The 16680-nt window shown below is 36.2% G+C and carries 17 protein-coding genes; 9 read left to right on the top strand and 8 right to left on the bottom strand.

Going from position 1 to position 16680, the window contains the following annotated elements:
- Window positions 1–18: 18 nt before the first annotated feature.
- From MQE36_RS15920 to MQE36_RS15900, 5 genes are all read left to right on the top strand, one after another.
- Complete coding sequence (locus tag MQE36_RS15920; protein ID WP_242936960.1) at window positions 19–2202, top strand: alpha-N-acetylglucosaminidase; 2184 nt, start codon at window positions 19–21, stop codon at window positions 2200–2202.
- A 489-nt stretch (window positions 2203–2691) separates the two neighbouring features.
- Complete coding sequence (locus MQE36_RS15915; protein WP_242936959.1) at window positions 2692–3003, top strand: ArsR/SmtB family transcription factor; 312 nt, start codon at window positions 2692–2694, stop codon at window positions 3001–3003.
- Between the two features lie 108 nt (window positions 3004–3111).
- Window positions 3112–3576, top strand: a complete 465-nt coding sequence (locus tag MQE36_RS15910; RefSeq protein ID WP_242936958.1) for an SRPBCC family protein — start codon at window positions 3112–3114, stop codon at window positions 3574–3576.
- A 6-nt stretch (window positions 3577–3582) separates the two neighbouring features.
- Window positions 3583–3972: a DoxX family protein gene (locus tag MQE36_RS15905; protein WP_242936957.1), complete on the top strand. Its 390-nt coding sequence runs from the start codon at window positions 3583–3585 to the stop codon at window positions 3970–3972.
- On the top strand, window positions 3969–4553 hold the full coding sequence (locus tag MQE36_RS15900; RefSeq protein WP_242936956.1) for a YdeI/OmpD-associated family protein: 585 nt from the start codon (window positions 3969–3971) through the stop codon (window positions 4551–4553). Before MQE36_RS15905 ends, MQE36_RS15900 begins: the two co-directional genes overlap by 4 nt.
- A gap of 171 nt (window positions 4554–4724) precedes the next feature.
- Here the strand turns inward: MQE36_RS15900 and MQE36_RS15895 are convergent, their stop codons facing one another.
- From MQE36_RS15895 to MQE36_RS15860, 8 genes are all read right to left on the bottom strand, one after another.
- The gene (locus MQE36_RS15895; RefSeq protein ID WP_242936955.1) at window positions 4725–5729 is read right to left on the bottom strand and encodes an OmpA family protein; all 1005 of its coding nucleotides are present in this window, start codon (window positions 5727–5729) and stop codon (window positions 4725–4727) included.
- A gap of 48 nt (window positions 5730–5777) precedes the next feature.
- The gene (locus MQE36_RS15890) at window positions 5778–6185 is read right to left on the bottom strand and encodes an MmpS family transport accessory protein (protein ID WP_242936954.1); all 408 of its coding nucleotides are present in this window, start codon (window positions 6183–6185) and stop codon (window positions 5778–5780) included.
- An 80-nt stretch (window positions 6186–6265) separates the two neighbouring features.
- On the bottom strand, window positions 6266–6940 hold the full coding sequence (locus MQE36_RS15885) for a hypothetical protein (protein WP_242936953.1): 675 nt from the start codon (window positions 6938–6940) through the stop codon (window positions 6266–6268).
- Window positions 6941–6946: 6 nt separating this feature from the next.
- A complete protein-coding gene (locus tag MQE36_RS15880; protein ID WP_242936952.1) occupies window positions 6947–7936 on the bottom strand; it encodes an alpha/beta fold hydrolase in 990 nt (329 codons plus the stop codon).
- A gap of 166 nt (window positions 7937–8102) precedes the next feature.
- On the bottom strand, window positions 8103–9215 hold the full coding sequence (locus tag MQE36_RS15875) for a helix-turn-helix domain-containing protein (protein WP_242936951.1): 1113 nt from the start codon (window positions 9213–9215) through the stop codon (window positions 8103–8105).
- 18 nt (window positions 9216–9233) lie between these two features.
- The gene (locus tag MQE36_RS15870) at window positions 9234–10481 is read right to left on the bottom strand and encodes a serine hydrolase domain-containing protein (protein ID WP_242936950.1); all 1248 of its coding nucleotides are present in this window, start codon (window positions 10479–10481) and stop codon (window positions 9234–9236) included.
- A gap of 43 nt (window positions 10482–10524) precedes the next feature.
- Window positions 10525–10728, bottom strand: a complete 204-nt coding sequence (locus MQE36_RS15865; protein ID WP_242936949.1) for a helix-turn-helix domain-containing protein — start codon at window positions 10726–10728, stop codon at window positions 10525–10527.
- 2 nt (window positions 10729–10730) lie between these two features.
- Window positions 10731–11249 (bottom strand): DUF2975 domain-containing protein, encoded by a 519-nt coding sequence (locus MQE36_RS15860; protein ID WP_242936948.1) that lies wholly within the window; start codon window positions 11247–11249, stop codon window positions 10731–10733.
- Window positions 11250–11611: 362 nt separating this feature from the next.
- Here MQE36_RS15860 and MQE36_RS15855 point away from each other — a divergent pair, with 362 nt between their 5' ends.
- The 4 genes from MQE36_RS15855 (at window position 11612) to MQE36_RS15840 (ending at window position 16530) form a co-directional block, all read left to right on the top strand.
- Window positions 11612–12811: a thioredoxin family protein gene (locus MQE36_RS15855; protein ID WP_242936947.1), complete on the top strand. Its 1200-nt coding sequence runs from the start codon at window positions 11612–11614 to the stop codon at window positions 12809–12811.
- A 337-nt stretch (window positions 12812–13148) separates the two neighbouring features.
- The gene (locus MQE36_RS15850; protein WP_242936946.1) at window positions 13149–13574 is read left to right on the top strand and encodes a hypothetical protein; all 426 of its coding nucleotides are present in this window, start codon (window positions 13149–13151) and stop codon (window positions 13572–13574) included.
- Window positions 13575–14592: 1018 nt separating this feature from the next.
- Complete coding sequence (locus tag MQE36_RS15845; RefSeq protein ID WP_242936945.1) at window positions 14593–15183, top strand: RNA polymerase sigma factor; 591 nt, start codon at window positions 14593–14595, stop codon at window positions 15181–15183.
- A gap of 168 nt (window positions 15184–15351) precedes the next feature.
- On the top strand, window positions 15352–16530 hold the full coding sequence (locus MQE36_RS15840; protein ID WP_242936944.1) for a FecR family protein: 1179 nt from the start codon (window positions 15352–15354) through the stop codon (window positions 16528–16530).
- Window positions 16531–16680: the final 150 nt, after the last annotated feature.

The raw sequence follows: 16680 nt of genomic DNA, 5'->3' as shown, positions 1-16680 counted from the left end.
TAACGTTCAATAAGTATTATGAAAAAAATAATTTATTTATTTCTGTTATTGGTAATAATGGGGAGTTGTAGGAATAAAATACTTTCTGGGAATCATCCGGAACTCGATGCCGCAAAACGAGTTTTAGAACGTGTATTAGATAAAAAAGCGAAAGACATAGTCTTGAAAATAGATACCACTTTAGCTCAAAGTACTTATACTTACATGGCAAAGAATGGAAGCCTTACGGTAAACGGGAATAGTGCTATAGCCTTAACGCGTGGAGTTTACGACTATTTGAAAAGTCAACAATTGGGAATGTTGGATTGGGCTGGTCCGGAGTTTAATATACCAGATAAATGGCCAGATGCCCACCTGACAAAGAATACGTCTCCTTATCCAATAAGACATGCTTATAATGCTGTTACTTCAGGTTATACAACTCCCTACTGGGACTGGGAAAGATGGGAAAAAGAACTTGATTGGCAGGCAATGCATGGTTTTAATATGTTGATGGCGCCGGTAGCAAGAGAAGCTATTGCTGAAAGGGTCTGGAAAAAATTAGGGCTGACTCAGAAAGAAATAGATTCATTTTATGTAGGTCCGGCTCATTTGCCTTGGTTACGGATGGGATGTATCCAACAGGTAAATGGCCCTTTACCCTCCGAATGGCATAAAGACCAAATAAATCTTCAGCATAAAATCCTGAATAGAATGCATGAATTGGGTATGGAACCTGTCGTACAATCATTTGGAGGTTTTGTACCGAAGGCCTTAAAACGGGTATTTCCGGATCTTAACATCTATGAAACCCATTGGAATGATGGTTTTCCCGAAGAGCAACGCCCATCATTTATAGCTCCTGACGATGAAGTTTTTGCCACGATCAGTAAACTATTCATGGAGGAATGGCAGAATGAGTTTGGTAAAGCCAAGTATTTTTTGGTTGATAGTTTTAATGAGTTACAACTGCCTGAGTCGGACTTACCGATTACGGAACTCCTGGCAAATTATGGTAAAAAAACACATAGTATAGTAAAATCTGCTAATCCCGAAGCTGTATGGGTCATTCAGGGCTGGATGTTTTCATACCAGCGTTATATATGGAATTCAAAAACCGTAGAGGCTTTATTCAGTAAAGTCCCGTCTGATGAGGTACTTATTTTAGACTATGCGAATGATTACAATAATAATTGGAAACCTATGAATGCTTTTAACGGGAAACAATGGGTTTACGGTTTTGTGCCCAATATGGGAGGGAAGACAGCCTATACAGGGGATATTTCTCTTTATGCAACAGGAGCAGCAGAAACCCTTCAGTCTCCGGATCATGGAAACTTAACAGGATTTACCATATCCGGAGAAGGCTTAGAAAACAATGCAGTGATCTATGAGTTATTGACAGATGTAGCTTGGACCGATAAGCCTATTGATTTAGATTTATGGTTAAAGAGTTATAGTATTAATCGCTATGGTGGGTACCCTGCTAAAATGAAGGAATCGTGGGACTTGTTAAGACAAAGTGCATATAAAAACCTCGTTCCCCATCCTCAATTTGGTTGGCAATTAGGAAAAGCAGAAATTGGAACTGTCAACAATGATCCGGAATTTTATAAAGCTGCACAAGCTTTTTTAGATTGCAGCAAGCAATTATCTGATTCTCCCAATTATTGTGCAGATGCAATAGAAATTTCGGCCTTGGCTTTAGGCTTAAAGGCGGATGAATACTTCAGTATAGCGGCTAATGCTTTTAAAAATGGAAATATAAAAGATGGGGATATGGCTGGTGAGAAAGGGCTTGAGCTTTTAGCAAACATAGACAGACTGATGGCTTCCCATCCGTTAAACAGTTTAGATCGCTGGATTGAAATGGCAAGGACACACGGTGAAACAGAACAGCTTAAGGACTATTACGAGCGTAATGCTAAATATATAATCTCTGTTTGGGGACCACCTGTAAATGATTACTCTTGTCGGGTATGGAGTGGTCTGATACGAGATTTTTATTCTGAGCGTATGCAATTGGTTTTAAATGCCCTTAAAACAAATACTCCTGTTAACACTGTAGAATGGGAAATAGCATGGACTCAAAAAACCGGAGTCAGTAAAACAACGCTATTTAAGGACCCGGTTGCATCTGCTAAAGCATTGATTAAAGAAGCACTCTACCAGAATCAATTTAATTTTAAACCCGATATCAATAATAAACAAGTTTTCAACTAAAAGAGGAGGGGAGCATACATCTCAGGAAACATGAAACAAGAGGGGCTGAAAGTTAAATTACAACATTCTGTATAGGAGTTTAATTAGCGGTTAACAAACCGGTCAACAAAAAGTGATTTTACATGACTGGATCAATAAAACAGGAGAACCCTAAATAGGCTCAAATCCTGCCGAGGTCACTAGAAGCACATTCAACGTGTGTCAAAACCTTGCAAATCATGTAGTTTGCAAGGTTTTCTGGTTTTTAGGATATCGTGAAATTTGAAGATCCTGGAAAGGAAGAATTCTATATTTTTCACTCCCCTGAACTGTAACCTATCTGTCTTTTTACAGACCTCCTTTTTTAATAGGAAATAGTACGTATTTTCTATCTCAAAAACGATTAAAGGACTACCAATGAACATTTGTCAAAAACAAATAAAACAGGCTGAAAAATTTGCGCAGTTAAATAGCTGCGTATATATTTGCAGTCAAATAGCTGCATAAATTATGAAAACAAGACGAGATGTATTTCAAGCAATAGCAGACCCAACCAGAAGGACAATCATAACATTGGTAGCTCTAAATGCAATGACGCCTACTGCAATCGCGGAGAATTTTGATTCATCAAGACAAACTATTTCAAAGCATATACAGATTCTTACGGAGTGCGAACTATTAGAACAGGAACAAAACGGAAGGGAAATATATTATCACCTTAATCCAGAAAAAATAAAAGAAATAGCAGTATTTATTGAGCCGTTCAGAAAATTCTGGGACGATCGATTTAACAAACTGGAAGCTATAATGAAACATTTATAATTCATATTTAATTACCCGGCGGAATGATTTTTATGATGTTACATATGACCATTGAAAAACGATAAATATAAACACATGAAACGACATCAGTAAAAAAAATAAAATGTTATGGAACTAAAGACAAAAGTTAATGCCGAACCAGGTAAACAGGAACTGACCATTACAAGAGAGTTCGACCTGCCTGTGGAGTTATTGTTTAAAGCTTATGTAGCACCGGAAATTGTAGCGCAATGGATGGGAACTAACGTGCTGAAACTAGAAAGCAAAAAACATGGGAGCTATCAATTTGAAACAACCGATCCCAAGGGAAACAAGCACGGGTTTAATGGTACCATACACGAGTTTGTACCCAATCAAAAGATTACCCGGACCTTCGAAATGGAAGGTACTTCGCTCCCTGTTCAATTAGAGTTTTTAGAGTTTATAAAACTCACAGAAGACAAAAGCAAGCTCCATATGCACATCGTTTATAAATCTCTGGAACACAGAAATCAAATGCTGCAATTACCATTTAAACAAGGTGTTAATATGGCGCACAACCGATTGCAAGACATTGTTAGCAAATTAAAATAAGACACCATGGAAAAGCGTAAAAAAGTTATATACTGGATAACCACTGGCTGGCTGGCTTTGGGAATGACCTCAACGGGTATTGTACAATTGATAAAAATGGAAGAAGAAGTTTCAAATTTTACCAATTTGGGATATCCATTATACCTGTTGACCCTGCTTGGTGTATGGAAACTCTTAGGGGTAATAGCCATTCTCACTCCTAAACTACCGTTGCTAAAAGAATGGGCGTATGCAGGGTTTTTCTTTGCGATGTCCGGGGCTATCATTTCCCATTTAGCCGTTGGAGATGAAATTATATCAATCCTCGGTCCAGCAATCCTCCTTGCGCTCACAATAGCTTCCTGGTATGTAAGACCGGTTAATCGAAAAATGAATATTAAGACGTTAAACGTATGAATCCAAAAGTTATAGATAGGTTTCTGGATAGAGCCCCAAAATGGAAAGAAGAAATGACCCTATTGCGTAAACTCTGTTTGGATTGTGGCTTGACCGAAGATTTTAAATGGATGCATCCTTGCTATACGTTTAAGGGAAAGAATATCGTATTAATTCATGGTTTTAAAGATTATTGTGCATTGCTATTTTATAAAGGCGCACTTTTAAAAGATATCGAAAATCTGTTGGTGCAACAAACTGAAAATGTCCAGGCGGCCAGACAAATGCGATTTACCGGTAAAGAAGAAATAATAGCAGGGGAAGCAACCATCAAAGCCTATATTTTTGAAGCGGTAGAAGTTGAAAAATCTGGACTGGAAGTAAAAATGAAAAAAACTTCAGAATTCGATATGCCCGAAGAATTGTTGTCGAAATTTAAAGAAGAACCTCATTTTAAAACCGCTTTTGAATCCTTAACACCGGGAAGACAAAGAGGCTATCTCTTACACTTTTCAGGAGCCAAACAATCCAAAACAAGAGCGTCCCGAATTGAAAAATGTATAGAGAAGATATTTGACGGAAAGGGGTTAAACGATAGATAAATTATAGAAGCTATTGTAAGCCCCCTTATAAATCGAAGCGCTTTACATCAAAAAGTGTTTAAATTTATGAAGACAAGAACAAGAGGTGTTGAAAGTTAAATTACAACATTCCGTATTCTATATATGGGGTATTGCAAAAACAGATACCATAGTTCATCTTTTTATTTTCAATTATTGTTTAACCAGTTCTACCCTTCGGTTTTTTGCCCTCCCTTCCGGAGTTGTGTTATCGGCAACAGGGTTTTGTGAGCCAAAACCTCTTACGGTCAATCTGGATTCATCTATTCCCGAGGTCGATAACTCCGCAACTACAGCTTGTGCTCGTTGCTCTGACAGGATATGGTTACGTGCTTTTGTACCTGCATTATCTGTATAACCGTGAATCGCCAATTTTAGATTCCCGTTGTTTTTTAACACGATGGCTATCTCTTTGATGACTTCTTTTCCTTCTGTTTTCAAAGAAGCTTTGTCCGTGTCAAAACTGATATGTAATACCGTCTTTCCTTTTTCGTTTAAATCCTTCTCAATCTGGTCTGATTTTACAATAGAAATAGTTTGCTTAAAAGCCTCTTTTTGTACGATTTGAATAGCACCGCCAGCAGTATTGGCATCAAATTGGATGTAGATATCATCTCCGTCCGGTCTGCGGATGATATAAGAATGGATAGTGTTGTTATAAAAATCCAACGAGCCTTCTTCACCCAGATATTCCGCATTTTCCTTCATAAACTGAATCTGCTCGTATTTGAACTTTCCTTCAAACAGTTTGACCCCGCCAACGGCCTTGATCGCCTCATCATAGCTTTTTATGAAATAAGGACGAGACCATTCGCTATTGTTGGTATTTATCATATTGGACTTAAAGGAACGTCCACCAATTTTTTCCAGTTGGCCTGTCCTGTTTGTAGGGAAATAGATTTCATCGTAATTTCTTTGCAGGGGCTTGCTTTCGTAACGGATGTTTTCGGGCAAACCAAAAAACGGAAAATTCCCCAAATCTGCCGTTGAGATGGGGATGGTATCTTGTGTAGCGTTATATGTTTTATTTGCTGATTGAATTTCGTTTGAAAAGGTGACCTCCTTTTGTTTATCCTTTTGTTTACTATTGTTACAAGCCTGGGCAAGTAGTGAAGAGGAAAGAGCAATTGGTAGTAGGAATATTGATTTTATATTCATTTTTATTAGGTTTTGTTTTTCTGATATAGCTCAATACAATGGTTTTCTTTATAAATCAAACGAGTAGGATATGCCTAGTTCTATGAATCCATTATCTGTTGCCGGAGCAGTAGATTCTTTGGCCGTCTCTTCATTTCGGTAAATTTTTAATGTAATGGTTTCTCCTGTTTCTCCAGGGTTGTCAACCCCACTATTGCCTGCTGCCAGTGCAATAGCCGAGACGTCGCTATCGATAGACAACGATTTCGACCAAGGCAACGAATTTATACTGATGGTTTGGCTGTTTCCACTTTCATCCGAAAAGGCAACGGTTAGTCTTCCGCTATAATTCCCTGTTATTTCGTACTTAATGTTTCTTGGCTGCGGTGAAGAATCATCATCGCTTGAACAACTTGTGAAAACGAGTACTACTGCCAATATCACGGCCAGAAATAAAGTTGATTTTGTGTTTTTCATAAAATGATAGTTTTTAAAAATTAATGATTCAAATATATAAATTAAAATAAAACAATAATTATCGTGATGAATGTTTTAGCTTACCATAATTTATAGTTATGGCCTAACATGACATAAAAAGGAATCCGTGGTGTGGTTTTAAAATCCTGGGTGGCTATTTTGCCAAGGTTCAAAGTAATGTCTGATTTTTTGAACGAATATCCGCCCTGTAGGCCGTATAAAAAGTTTCCCCCTGTTGCTGGCTGGTACCAACCGTCTTTTACATCACTATAATTATTTTCTTTAAAGGAATCCGAATGTTTAAAATGGGTAACAATAGCCTTGTCAAAACCTATTTCACCCGCTACAAACCAGTTGTTTTTATAGTAGCCAAAAGAGCCTTTCATTTCACCTCCGAAATTTTGCAGCCTGACCAAAGGGTTTTCAAACCGTCTGTAAATACCATTGAGAGTAACAGTCCCTTTTAAACTTGATTGGTCGAACAGTACAATATGTCCGCCAGCTTTTGCCTTAAAGTCATCTAACAGGTTTTCTCCGGAGGGTACCGAAAAATTTGCTCCTATCACAAGCGGCAGCTTTGTGTTAAAATGATAAGCATAACCCACATGGTAAGACAAGCTGTAATCCCAGGCTATACCGATGGTCGTTATATGCTTTGTGTTTTCTACAGTGTTCCAGTTAATGGATTGAGCAGATATGACGGTTGTAAAAAATGAAAAGAACAACCAGAAAATCAATACTTGAACAGTCTTCATATAAAGTTAGTTAAGTGAGGTTAAATAATTGAGCACTACAGGATACACCAATTCCCATTTGAAATAAATCAGTTCATGACCGGTATCGTCTATCTGCACAATTTGATGGTTTGGGAAATAAGCGGCTTCTTTTTGAGAAAATTTTAATCCGTGCGATTTATTGTTTTCTCCATACAGCAGTAGCACATTGGTTGTGTAATAATCAAGATGGGTAGTAAAGTCAAATCCATCCTCTTCTGCAATTTCTGAAAGGGCATTTAACAAAACAGCACCATTTCTCCAAAAAGGCGATGGCCCTTCAATGCCTTCGTCATTACCTTTGGCATAAGTGAAACTCGAAGCAATCCCCAGTTTGTAATCCAGTATTTCGTGTTCGTTTTCTTTTCCGGTCAGAAACTGATCGTAGTAAAGAATGTCATTGGTAGCCTCTGAAAAAAGTTTTACTCTCCTGCTGTTTTCACTATATTCTTCCCATAATTTTTTATTGAGCCCTCCGGCTTCGGCTAGTATGGCGCCGTCTATGCGGTCAGGATGCAAATTGATATAGCCAGCAGCCAGCATTGCTCCCCAGGAATGTCCAAAGAGAAAAACTTTTTGATTTGGTGAAGTCCTGTAATGCTCGATAACGGCATGTACATCATCAATCATCAACCGGATTGAATAGGTGTTTTTATGGTGTCTTTGGGAAAGGCCGGAACCACGCTGGTCGTAAAACACTACAAAATAGCCGTCATCAGCTAATTGCTTAACTCGAAGTGCATTTCTATAATCTGCACCGGGCCCGCCATGCAAAAAAAGCACCATTGGATGGCCGGGGTTGCCATAAGTTTCGGAATGGAGAACGGTTCCGTTCACTGTAATAGAAGGCAGGTTGGCATCTTCCATTACCGTTTTTGGAACCAGGTTTCCGGGTTCATCAATAAAGAGTTCCTTTTCGCACGAAGCGAACAGGAAAACTGTCGAGATAACTGTTAGTAAATGTTTTTTCTTGTACATGTTTTTCGATTGAAAATTTGCACAAAAGTCTGCACGGCATCCGGAAAAATCGCCCCAATATGAAAAGTGAAACCAATTTTAAACGGATTTTTAACTGAAGAATGAATACGTTAAATGAGTTGAACCTTTAAAAAAGGGAGAAGAGCTTATCCGGTCAACTTAGATCTTAAACATGTTTTAAATATTCGGTAGGAGATTGCCCTGTAATGTTCCTGAAATTTCTGTTGAAAGAGGTTTTTGAATTAAAACCACATTCATAAGCAAGAGAAAGCATGGTGTATTTTTGATTTTCAGTTTTTACGGCCCTCGTCTTAAATTCTTCTACCCGTAATGTATTTATATAATCGAAAAAATTCTTTTGTTCTACGCTGTTTATCACCTGCGAAAGCGTGTTGGGGTGAACATTCAGTTGCTTTGCTAAATCGGGCAAGGTCAGTCCTGGCGTACAATGCGGTTTTTCACGCTGCATCAACTGATGTAAGTTTGTATGAATTTGTTGTATTTGTTTTTCGGAAAGAGATGAATTTTCATATTTTACATTTTCAGGAGGAGTTTCATCCAGAACTTTAATCCCAATAGAGGGTTCAGGTATTGCCGGTTCCTGAACCACAGCCTGTTGATTCGTGAAAATGCCTACTTGTTTAATTCCGTAATACCCAATGAATAGTACATATAACACGACCGAAATAAAGGTGTATTTATCGGCAGCAAAGAACGAAACCATCCAGATGCCCGATAACCCAACGGTTAAGTAGAACAGCCACTGTAGATCAATTTTTTCGGTATATGAAAAAATATCCTTTACTTTTTTTTTGTGCCTGTACAAGCGGTAGAGTGAAAGCAGGCAGTACGTAGTTCCTGAAAGAAGGGTCGCTATGAAAATGATGTTTCGATGGATTTGAAATGGCCTTCCGTCATTTTGATACACCAGTATTTTAGCATCAATATCAAGCAGTAAAAAGGGGAGGGCGAGCAGTACTGCGAGTACAAAAGGGATAAAATGCAGCAGGCTGTAGCTTATTTTTAGAGGGCGGACAGAAAAAGCAGTTATATATAGAAATAAAAATGGACCGTGAACCAAAGGCAACAATATCTCTATACCCAGCAAATGAGGAATCTGAAAATGTCTTTCCGTTGCTTTAAAAGCAAAAATCGTTAAATGCAATGTCGTAACGAAAAGCCAAATAAAAAGTATTTTATCAGCAATACTTTTATTTTTTTTGGTCAATAACAAAAAAGAAAGAAAGGCACTGATGATGATTCCGATTAAGTATACCATAATTAAGATTGAGTAACACTATTTCTGGTTTTCTAATTTAGCTTGGTATTTCTCCAATATATCCCATATTCCGAAAAAAGCTCTACTTCCTTCTTTTCCGGAAAACGATGTATTTACTATTAGTATTCGGCCAATATTGGTTTTGGGATTAAAAAATAACATAGAGGCAGTTCCCGGATCACCACCGGTATGTCCAATATATCCCGAATAGCCAAAACCGATAAAAATACCAACGTTGTAACTTTCGTTATATGGGTTTCTTTCGTTTCTTTCTGTAAAATTATGAGCTTTGAGTTGCGGACGAAAAAAATCCATATAACTTTCCTTGTTCAAAAGTGTTCCATTTCCGTTATAGCCTTTAATAAGTTCGGTAAGATAGAGACTCAAATCGTTTACAGAAGTGATGAAGTTTCCATCAGGATAGGTAACCAGGCTATAAAAAGGTAAAACAGTTGCTGGGTCCGCGTAAAGCTTGGAATGGTTAGAAAATTCAACATCTTTAAAATGCCAACCGGAAGCATTCATCTTTAAAGGTTTCAATATGTGCTTTCCGGTGAACTTGTCAAAGCTCTCTCCCGTAGCTTTTTCCAGAATAAATGCTGCTAATGTAGTTCCAAGGTTTGAGTATTCATAAACTTCTCCGGGCTTATTATTTTGATAGGTTTCGCTAGTGTACCATGTGCCCTTTTCAAGCAATGTGTTTTTTAGGAACACTTCCATAGATACCATGGAAGTGGCAGGATTGAACATTTGCATTTCATCAAAGACCAAACTTACGCTGTCTAAACTCTGATCCTCTTTTAAGTAGTAATTCCTCGTTAAATAAAACTCATTATCAACAATGCCTGATGTATGTGTGGCCAGATGTCTGATAGTAATCTCTGCATCGGGAAAATCTGGATTGGCAACCTTAAACGACAGGTACTTGTTCACCGGATCATCCAATTTTAGTTTACCCAATTCTTGGGCTTTTAACAATGCGATACCAACAAAAGTTTTGGAGATGGAGCCAATATTTTGAATGGTAAAATCGGTATAAGGCTTCTTGTTTTTGATATCTGCAAATCCAAAACCTTTTTGGTATAAAGTTCCCTTATCGTCCACAATAGATACGGAAAACCCGTTGAAAATTCCATTTTCTCTAAAATTCTCAATTTCCATTGTTAACGAATCTTTTAAAATATCTGATTCGGTTTGCGTTGTATGCTTTCCATTTTTACAGGAAATAAAGGCTGTCACAAAAAACAATACTGAATAAAATTTCACGATCTTTAATAGTGTTGTCTGGTTCACGTTCTATTTTATGTTTTTATTTTGTATGTTCTAGGATATCTCCGGGTTGGCAATCCAGAACCTCACAAATGGCATCGAGTGTTTCAAACCGAACCCCCTTTGCCTTACCTGTTTTTAGTATGGAGAGGTTAACTGTCGTAATTCCAATTCGTTCTGCAAGTTCCTTGCTTTGCATTTTTCGCTTTGCGAGCATCACATCTAAATTAACTACTATTGCCATAACTATATATACAAATCTTGTTCGTCTTGTAAACCAATTCCCTGAGTGAAAATTTCGGTAAGAAAATAAATAAAAACTCCAAGAATAAAATGTACCAATAATAACACCCAAAGTCCATTTGGGATTTCAATAAAAAAACTGCATAAAACGGATATCGGTAATGGTAAAAACAAATTGATGCTATAAAATAACCGGAGATATTTTATGTTTTCTTTGGTGAATAACCTTTCTAAAGTAAAAACCTTAAATACATCGGAGGCCACCAAAAAGAAAAAAGCATAAAGCAATAAGGGCAACGCAAAGCCGAAGATGAGATACGATTTATGGTTCTCCAGGTTCAAGAGAGTACTTTCGGAAAATGGATAAAGAATACTTGCTGTCTGTCCATTGCCGGATATTTTCATATGTATGCCGGTAAGAAGGCAGAATAAAGAATAACAGAGAAAAATAAAATAAATAAGAGCTAAAGCTCTTGATATCAGATACAATATTTTAGCTATTGATTTTGATTTTTTTTTCATAGCCCCGTGTAAATTAGCTTTATTCTTAATAAAAAAGAGTAATGTTTCAAATATAATAATTAAAATAACTCGATAAGTAAGCTCCAGACATTTGTAATGTGGATGTCACTTTTTTATAAAAGGAAAACAAGGGGCGGGCTCTTGGGTTGCTGCTTAAAATGAGGGGATTTACCTAGGTTTAATAATATCGCGTTTAATAGTTTTATCCGATAATTGTTTCAAAATCCAAGTTTGTAATCAGAATTGATTTTCGTAAAGATAACCCGTGGGTTTGTATTGAATCGGGTTATTTTTATTACTGTTTGAAATCAACTGATTGTCATTATGAAAGAGTTAAATAAGAAAAGATAAAACTGAAATAAATGAAAAAAGTATGTACTGCAATAGTGTGCTTTATAGGATTGGTTACTATTGCCCAAAACCACAAAATTGAATTTGCAGAAGGAAACTGGAAAACGCATTTATCGAGTGCCGGTAAGGCCAATAAACTTATCTTTTTCGATGCTTACACCACCTGGTGTGGTCCCTGTAAAGCTATGGCTAAGAATGTTTTTACTCAAGATGCAGTGGCAAATTATTTTAACACCAACTTTATTAATGTAAAGTATGATATGGAAAAAGGAGAAGGAATTACGCTAAAAGACAAATTTGGGGTAAGTGCTTTTCCAACTTACTTATTTATAAACAGTGAGGGAACGGTTGTACATAAAATTGTAGGCAGTATGACTGCCGGCCAATTCATAAGAGAGGCCAAAAATGCGCTTAATCCGGAACATACTATTTACGGATTGGCAAAGAGCTTTGAGGCTTCTGGTTATTCAGAAGCCAGTGCCATTGCGTATCTGGATGCGCTGGATAAAGCCTATGAGTCCGACAGGAGGAGTGTCGTATCGAAACTGTATTTTGACAGGCTGGAGAAAACTTCTTTATTGGAAGAACATAACTGGAAGTTAGCCCTTAAATATTTGAATAATCCGTCATCAAATGCTTTTTCCTATTTATATGCCAATAGGTCAATATTAACGTCAACGTACGATCAAAATGAAGTTGACAGGTATTTTCAGCAAGTCTTTTTTTCTTCAGTTTACAGGATAAAAAATGCGTATGCTAAAAATAGCGGAATTAAAGAGGCTAAAGAAAACGCCCAAGCCATAAGAAAACTGCTGGCAGAGAATAATGATTATTCAAAAGGAGTTTTAGCAAAATTAGACCTCATTGAATATGCTGCTGCTGACCGGTGGGATTTATATACAAAGAAAGTTGATGAGATCTGTGCTGATACCTGGTTTTATAATAAGAGCTATGTTGCCATAGAAGCAGCGAACGACCTGCTGAGTTTTGAACAGGAAAATCGATATAAAAAGGTTTTAAAATGGGCTGATATCATAAGGAAGCGTAATCCGGATCTCTTTACTCAAATTCAATTAGCCGAATTACGGAAAAGAGTTTTAAAGCGTCAGAACAAAAAACGCAAGGCAGAAGTCATGGCTCAAAAAGAGAAAGCCCTCAGAAAAGAGGCCGCAGAAAAAATGATAATGACACCTCCGATATTAAAAGATTAACCTGACGGAATGTATGACCATTAAAGATCATTTTTAGAAGGAGCTGTCATTTATCAGGTTTTAAGATAAAACAGTATTGCTGAGGATATAAATAAGGGCTGGTACGAGAGTTTTTCGCGTACCGCCCGGCTACCATATAAAGATGCCGATACACCCTCGATATCGAAAACCCGGCTTGGGCAAGTACCGTTCTTCATTTTCCATTCATAATGATGCTTTAAAAGAAGATTGCTGATTCGGAATAAAAAACATTTTTAATAGTTGTTTATTGTGTTTTTATATGTTTTTGAGATTGTTTTTAGTAAATTTAAAGTGCTAATCCTTAATGCATAAACAAATGAACCAAATACAAAACATCCGTAATTTAAGCTTGAGTATTTTCGGTAGTATATTTATTATTGGAAGCATCTTAGCGCAAGATATCCAGACAAGTCAGGTGCAGTTTGAGAAGGGAAAAACAGGAACAACCATTAAATCCAGTATAACAGGATCCAAGACCATTGATTATGTTCTGAATGTCAAAGAAGGACAAACGATGAATGTGAGCATGTCTACGGATAATAATGCCAACTACTTTAATATAATGGAGCCAAAAGAAGATTATGTGGCAATATATAACGGTGCTGTGAACGAAAGTACAAATATGTATGAAGGGATCTTAAAAAAAAGCGGAAATTATAAAATCCGGGTTTACCTTATGCGCAGTGCTGCAAGAAGAAATGAAAAAGCAAATTTCAGGCTGGAAATAAATGTAAATAATTAACAGGGACAATATCCCGGTTCCGTAGATGGCTCAAAGAGCCTTCCGGAAGACAGGATTGAAATCAAAAACGCAAGGCCTGCTTTAAAAACTGAAGTTGCTGGCTATTCACTTTGCCGGAATATAATTTAATTTAACGAGGATAAAAGTTTAGTTATAACAGTCTACAACATATCAGACCACTGTATAAACCGGTGAAGTTTTTTCTCCCCGGCACCACCGAAGATTTTCAGCAATGAGAGGTCACGCCTGCGGTTCCCTTCCATTTAAGAGGGCTCTGAGGGTGGGCAGTTGCTTATGTAGTTTATAATAACCTTGTTATAACGAGTGTGTTATTGGTAGGAGAGAGAATCGTATCTTTAAAGAAGCAGGAGCGATAACCGGAAAGATTACTGTGTTATATCAATTTGTAGATGCACGATAACAGGATAGAATTTCTGATACGATATATTGTTAGTTTTTCTTAATACATATAAATACACTATTAGCTTATTTCAATTAGAGTTTTTTAAACTAGTGTTTAACCCCGATAAGCTAAATACTGAAAATTGTAACAACAATAAACCAGGAGGCCTGTTGTGTGTCAGGAAGTGCTTGGTTATTAGATTCAACAAGAAATATAGTTAGTGATTACCAGAGCAACCCCTTTTAACATAACATTTTTAAGGGGTATATGTTTTTAAGATTTGAGAACCTTATAAATTGATGGTAAGCAATCACACGTACAGAAATTCCTTGTAGTTTTCTTTATTTAAATTTTGAGATCTGATAGCTATTATAGCAAGGTTTTTATTTGATTGTTCTTATTAATGCCTCCCCGCATTTTCATCTTGAAGGTACTTTTAACACCTTTTAAGAATTCAGAAGATTTTTTATATATTGGCTACTTTTTAAAATAAAATGATAAAAAACATTTTATTTTTTAAGAGTTCAGAAAATTAACTCGTAGGATATCTCTATAGAAAGTCCCAAATCTATAAATATAGATAATCACCCTGTGTTAATTAGTCATTTCCCTATTATGAAATCTATTGAGGACGAAAAATTATTAGAAGATCTTAAGCAGGATAAAAGAGAGGCCCTTACCAAACTTTATAGGATGTATTGGGACATGTTATTTATATCTTCCTATAATATACTTAAAGACAAAGAAGCTTGTGAAGAGATTATACAAGATACATTTATAAACCTTTGGCGTAATCGCAAGAAACTTAATGTACAAGTATCTTTTAAAAGTTACCTATATGCGAGCGTTCGATATCAAGTCTTCCGTTTCATAAAGAAAAGGAAAGAAACTTTTTTGTTTGAAGATGAAGTAGGATTAGAAAATAGATTTCAGTACCAATCACCTGAAAATGAACTTATTTATGAAGAGTTGGTGAAGCAGATAAACTCTATTGTTGAAAAGTTACCTGAAAAATGTAAGCAAGTATACCTCTTAAGCAGAAACGAACAGCTTAGCCACAAAGAAATAGCAGCTTCTCTTAAAATTTCAACCAAAACAGTAGAAAATCATATAACCAAGGCCCTCACCATTTTAAGAGGCTCGTTAGCTATAGAAGCTATTAGCATCATTATGATTACAATACTGATAAACAACTATCTGAAATAAGTATCATCGTTAACTTTTTTAATTTTGATAAAAAAGCTTAAAACTTAGTGTTTTCAATAGCTTATAGTGTTTGATCTTTATCAAAATATTAAGAAAAAGTAAAAAAAAATGAATTTAGAGTAGGGGATGTTTTTCTTTTAAGACACTATAATAATATATACGTACTTAATGACAGAAAAAGAGAAAGCAATATTACTTGAATTAATTAGGAAACACCTGAAGGGAGCCACAACTCAGCAGGAAGATAAGAAGCTGATTAACTTTTATGAAAGTTTTCAGGACGCTAATGATTGGGCTAATGTTGAAAAGGGAGATAAGCAAGCCCTTGGGGATAAAATGTTACGGTATATAGAAAAGGAAATAGACAAGGAGTCAACAACAATAAAACGTTCAAAATTAGTAATTCTGAATACTAAATGGTGGAAATATAGTGCTGTGGCTTCTGTTGTAATAGGACTAGGTATCCTATCCATTTTCTTATTAAATAAACAAGGTGAGGATAAAGAAAGTATAAATACATTAACACTTGCAGAAACTCGCGTTGAAGCGGGAGGAGATAAAGCAATACTTACGCTTGAAAATGGTGATAATGTTCAGTTGGGCAAAGGGAAAAACTACAGCACAAAAACCTTAAAAAGTAATGGAGAGAAGATTGTCTATTTATCAGAATCAGATCAGAATGTAGATAAAACGATCACTTATAACATGCTTACAATACCAAAAGGCGGACAATTCGTACTAAACCTTTCTGATAGTACCAAGGTCTGGTTAAACTCTGATTCTAAAATAAAATATCCTACAAGATTTGAACAAGGAAAAGACAGAGTGGTAGAACTCATATACGGCGAAGCCTATTTTGACGTATCCCATAGCAGTAAAAATGGAGGGACTGCTTTTAAGGTAGTTAATCAATTACAGGAGATAACTGTACTAGGTACTGAGTTCAATGTAAAAGTTTATGATGATGAGCCTGATATAGAAACAACCTTGGTAGAAGGTAAGGTGGTTGCTGAAACTGATGGTAATGATATAGTCTTAAAACCTTCACAACAATTGGTTTTTGATAAAAAGAAGTTTACATATGCTGTGAATTATGTAAATACTTATGATGTTATGGCATGGAAAACAGGTGTGTTTAGTTTTAATGAAATAACATTAGATAAAATTATGAAAACGCTTTCGAGATGGTACAATGTAGATATTGTTTTTAACAATAAGCGGCTTGAAAAAGAAAGTTTTAGTGGTGTGTTCAGAAAAAATTACAGCCTGAACGAAATTTTAATACTCATGAAACAATCAAACAATATAGCCTATGAAATAAAAGATGAAATAGTATACTTAAAGTAGTGAAAAAAAGGGTTTTGGTTCAGATCTCTCACAATTCAAACCTAAAAACCCCTCTGAAACATTAACTAATTAAAAAATTAATTAACAACGTACAAAAGTATGAAATTTAATTTAATTCTGGATTTCTCAAATCTGAGAGAAAAACTGTTA

The organism is Zhouia spongiae (assembly GCF_022760175.1).
GTDB lineage: Bacteria > Bacteroidota > Bacteroidia > Flavobacteriales > Flavobacteriaceae > Zhouia > Zhouia spongiae.
This window is presented reverse-complemented; position numbering and strand designations above follow the sequence as displayed.

Bases quoted from the DNA above. Each gene is read 5' to 3' on its own strand.
- MQE36_RS15895 (WP_242936955.1), bottom strand. From the start codon at position 5,729: ATGAATATAAAATCAATATTCCTACTACCAATTGCTCTTTCCTCTTCA.
- MQE36_RS15845 (WP_242936945.1), top strand. From the start codon at position 14,593: ATGAAATCTATTGAGGACGAAAAATTATTAGAAGATCTTAAGCAGGAT.
- MQE36_RS15880 (WP_242936952.1), bottom strand. From the start codon at position 7,936: ATGTACAAGAAAAAACATTTACTAACAGTTATCTCGACAGTTTTCCTG.
- MQE36_RS15855 (WP_242936947.1), top strand. From the start codon at position 11,612: ATGAAAAAAGTATGTACTGCAATAGTGTGCTTTATAGGATTGGTTACT.
- MQE36_RS15920 (WP_242936960.1), top strand. From the start codon at position 19: ATGAAAAAAATAATTTATTTATTTCTGTTATTGGTAATAATGGGGAGT.
- MQE36_RS15900 (WP_242936956.1), top strand. From the start codon at position 3,969: ATGAATCCAAAAGTTATAGATAGGTTTCTGGATAGAGCCCCAAAATGG.
- MQE36_RS15875 (WP_242936951.1), bottom strand. From the start codon at position 9,215: ATGGTATACTTAATCGGAATCATCATCAGTGCCTTTCTTTCTTTTTTG.
- MQE36_RS15865 (WP_242936949.1), bottom strand. From the start codon at position 10,728: ATGGCAATAGTAGTTAATTTAGATGTGATGCTCGCAAAGCGAAAAATG.
- MQE36_RS15885 (WP_242936953.1), bottom strand. From the start codon at position 6,940: ATGAAGACTGTTCAAGTATTGATTTTCTGGTTGTTCTTTTCATTTTTT.
- MQE36_RS15890 (WP_242936954.1), bottom strand. From the start codon at position 6,185: ATGAAAAACACAAAATCAACTTTATTTCTGGCCGTGATATTGGCAGTA.
- MQE36_RS15840 (WP_242936944.1), top strand. From the start codon at position 15,352: ATGACAGAAAAAGAGAAAGCAATATTACTTGAATTAATTAGGAAACAC.
- MQE36_RS15910 (WP_242936958.1), top strand. From the start codon at position 3,112: ATGGAACTAAAGACAAAAGTTAATGCCGAACCAGGTAAACAGGAACTG.
- MQE36_RS15915 (WP_242936959.1), top strand. From the start codon at position 2,692: ATGAAAACAAGACGAGATGTATTTCAAGCAATAGCAGACCCAACCAGA.
- MQE36_RS15905 (WP_242936957.1), top strand. From the start codon at position 3,583: ATGGAAAAGCGTAAAAAAGTTATATACTGGATAACCACTGGCTGGCTG.
- MQE36_RS15860 (WP_242936948.1), bottom strand. From the start codon at position 11,249: ATGAAAAAAAAATCAAAATCAATAGCTAAAATATTGTATCTGATATCA.
- MQE36_RS15850 (WP_242936946.1), top strand. From the start codon at position 13,149: ATGAACCAAATACAAAACATCCGTAATTTAAGCTTGAGTATTTTCGGT.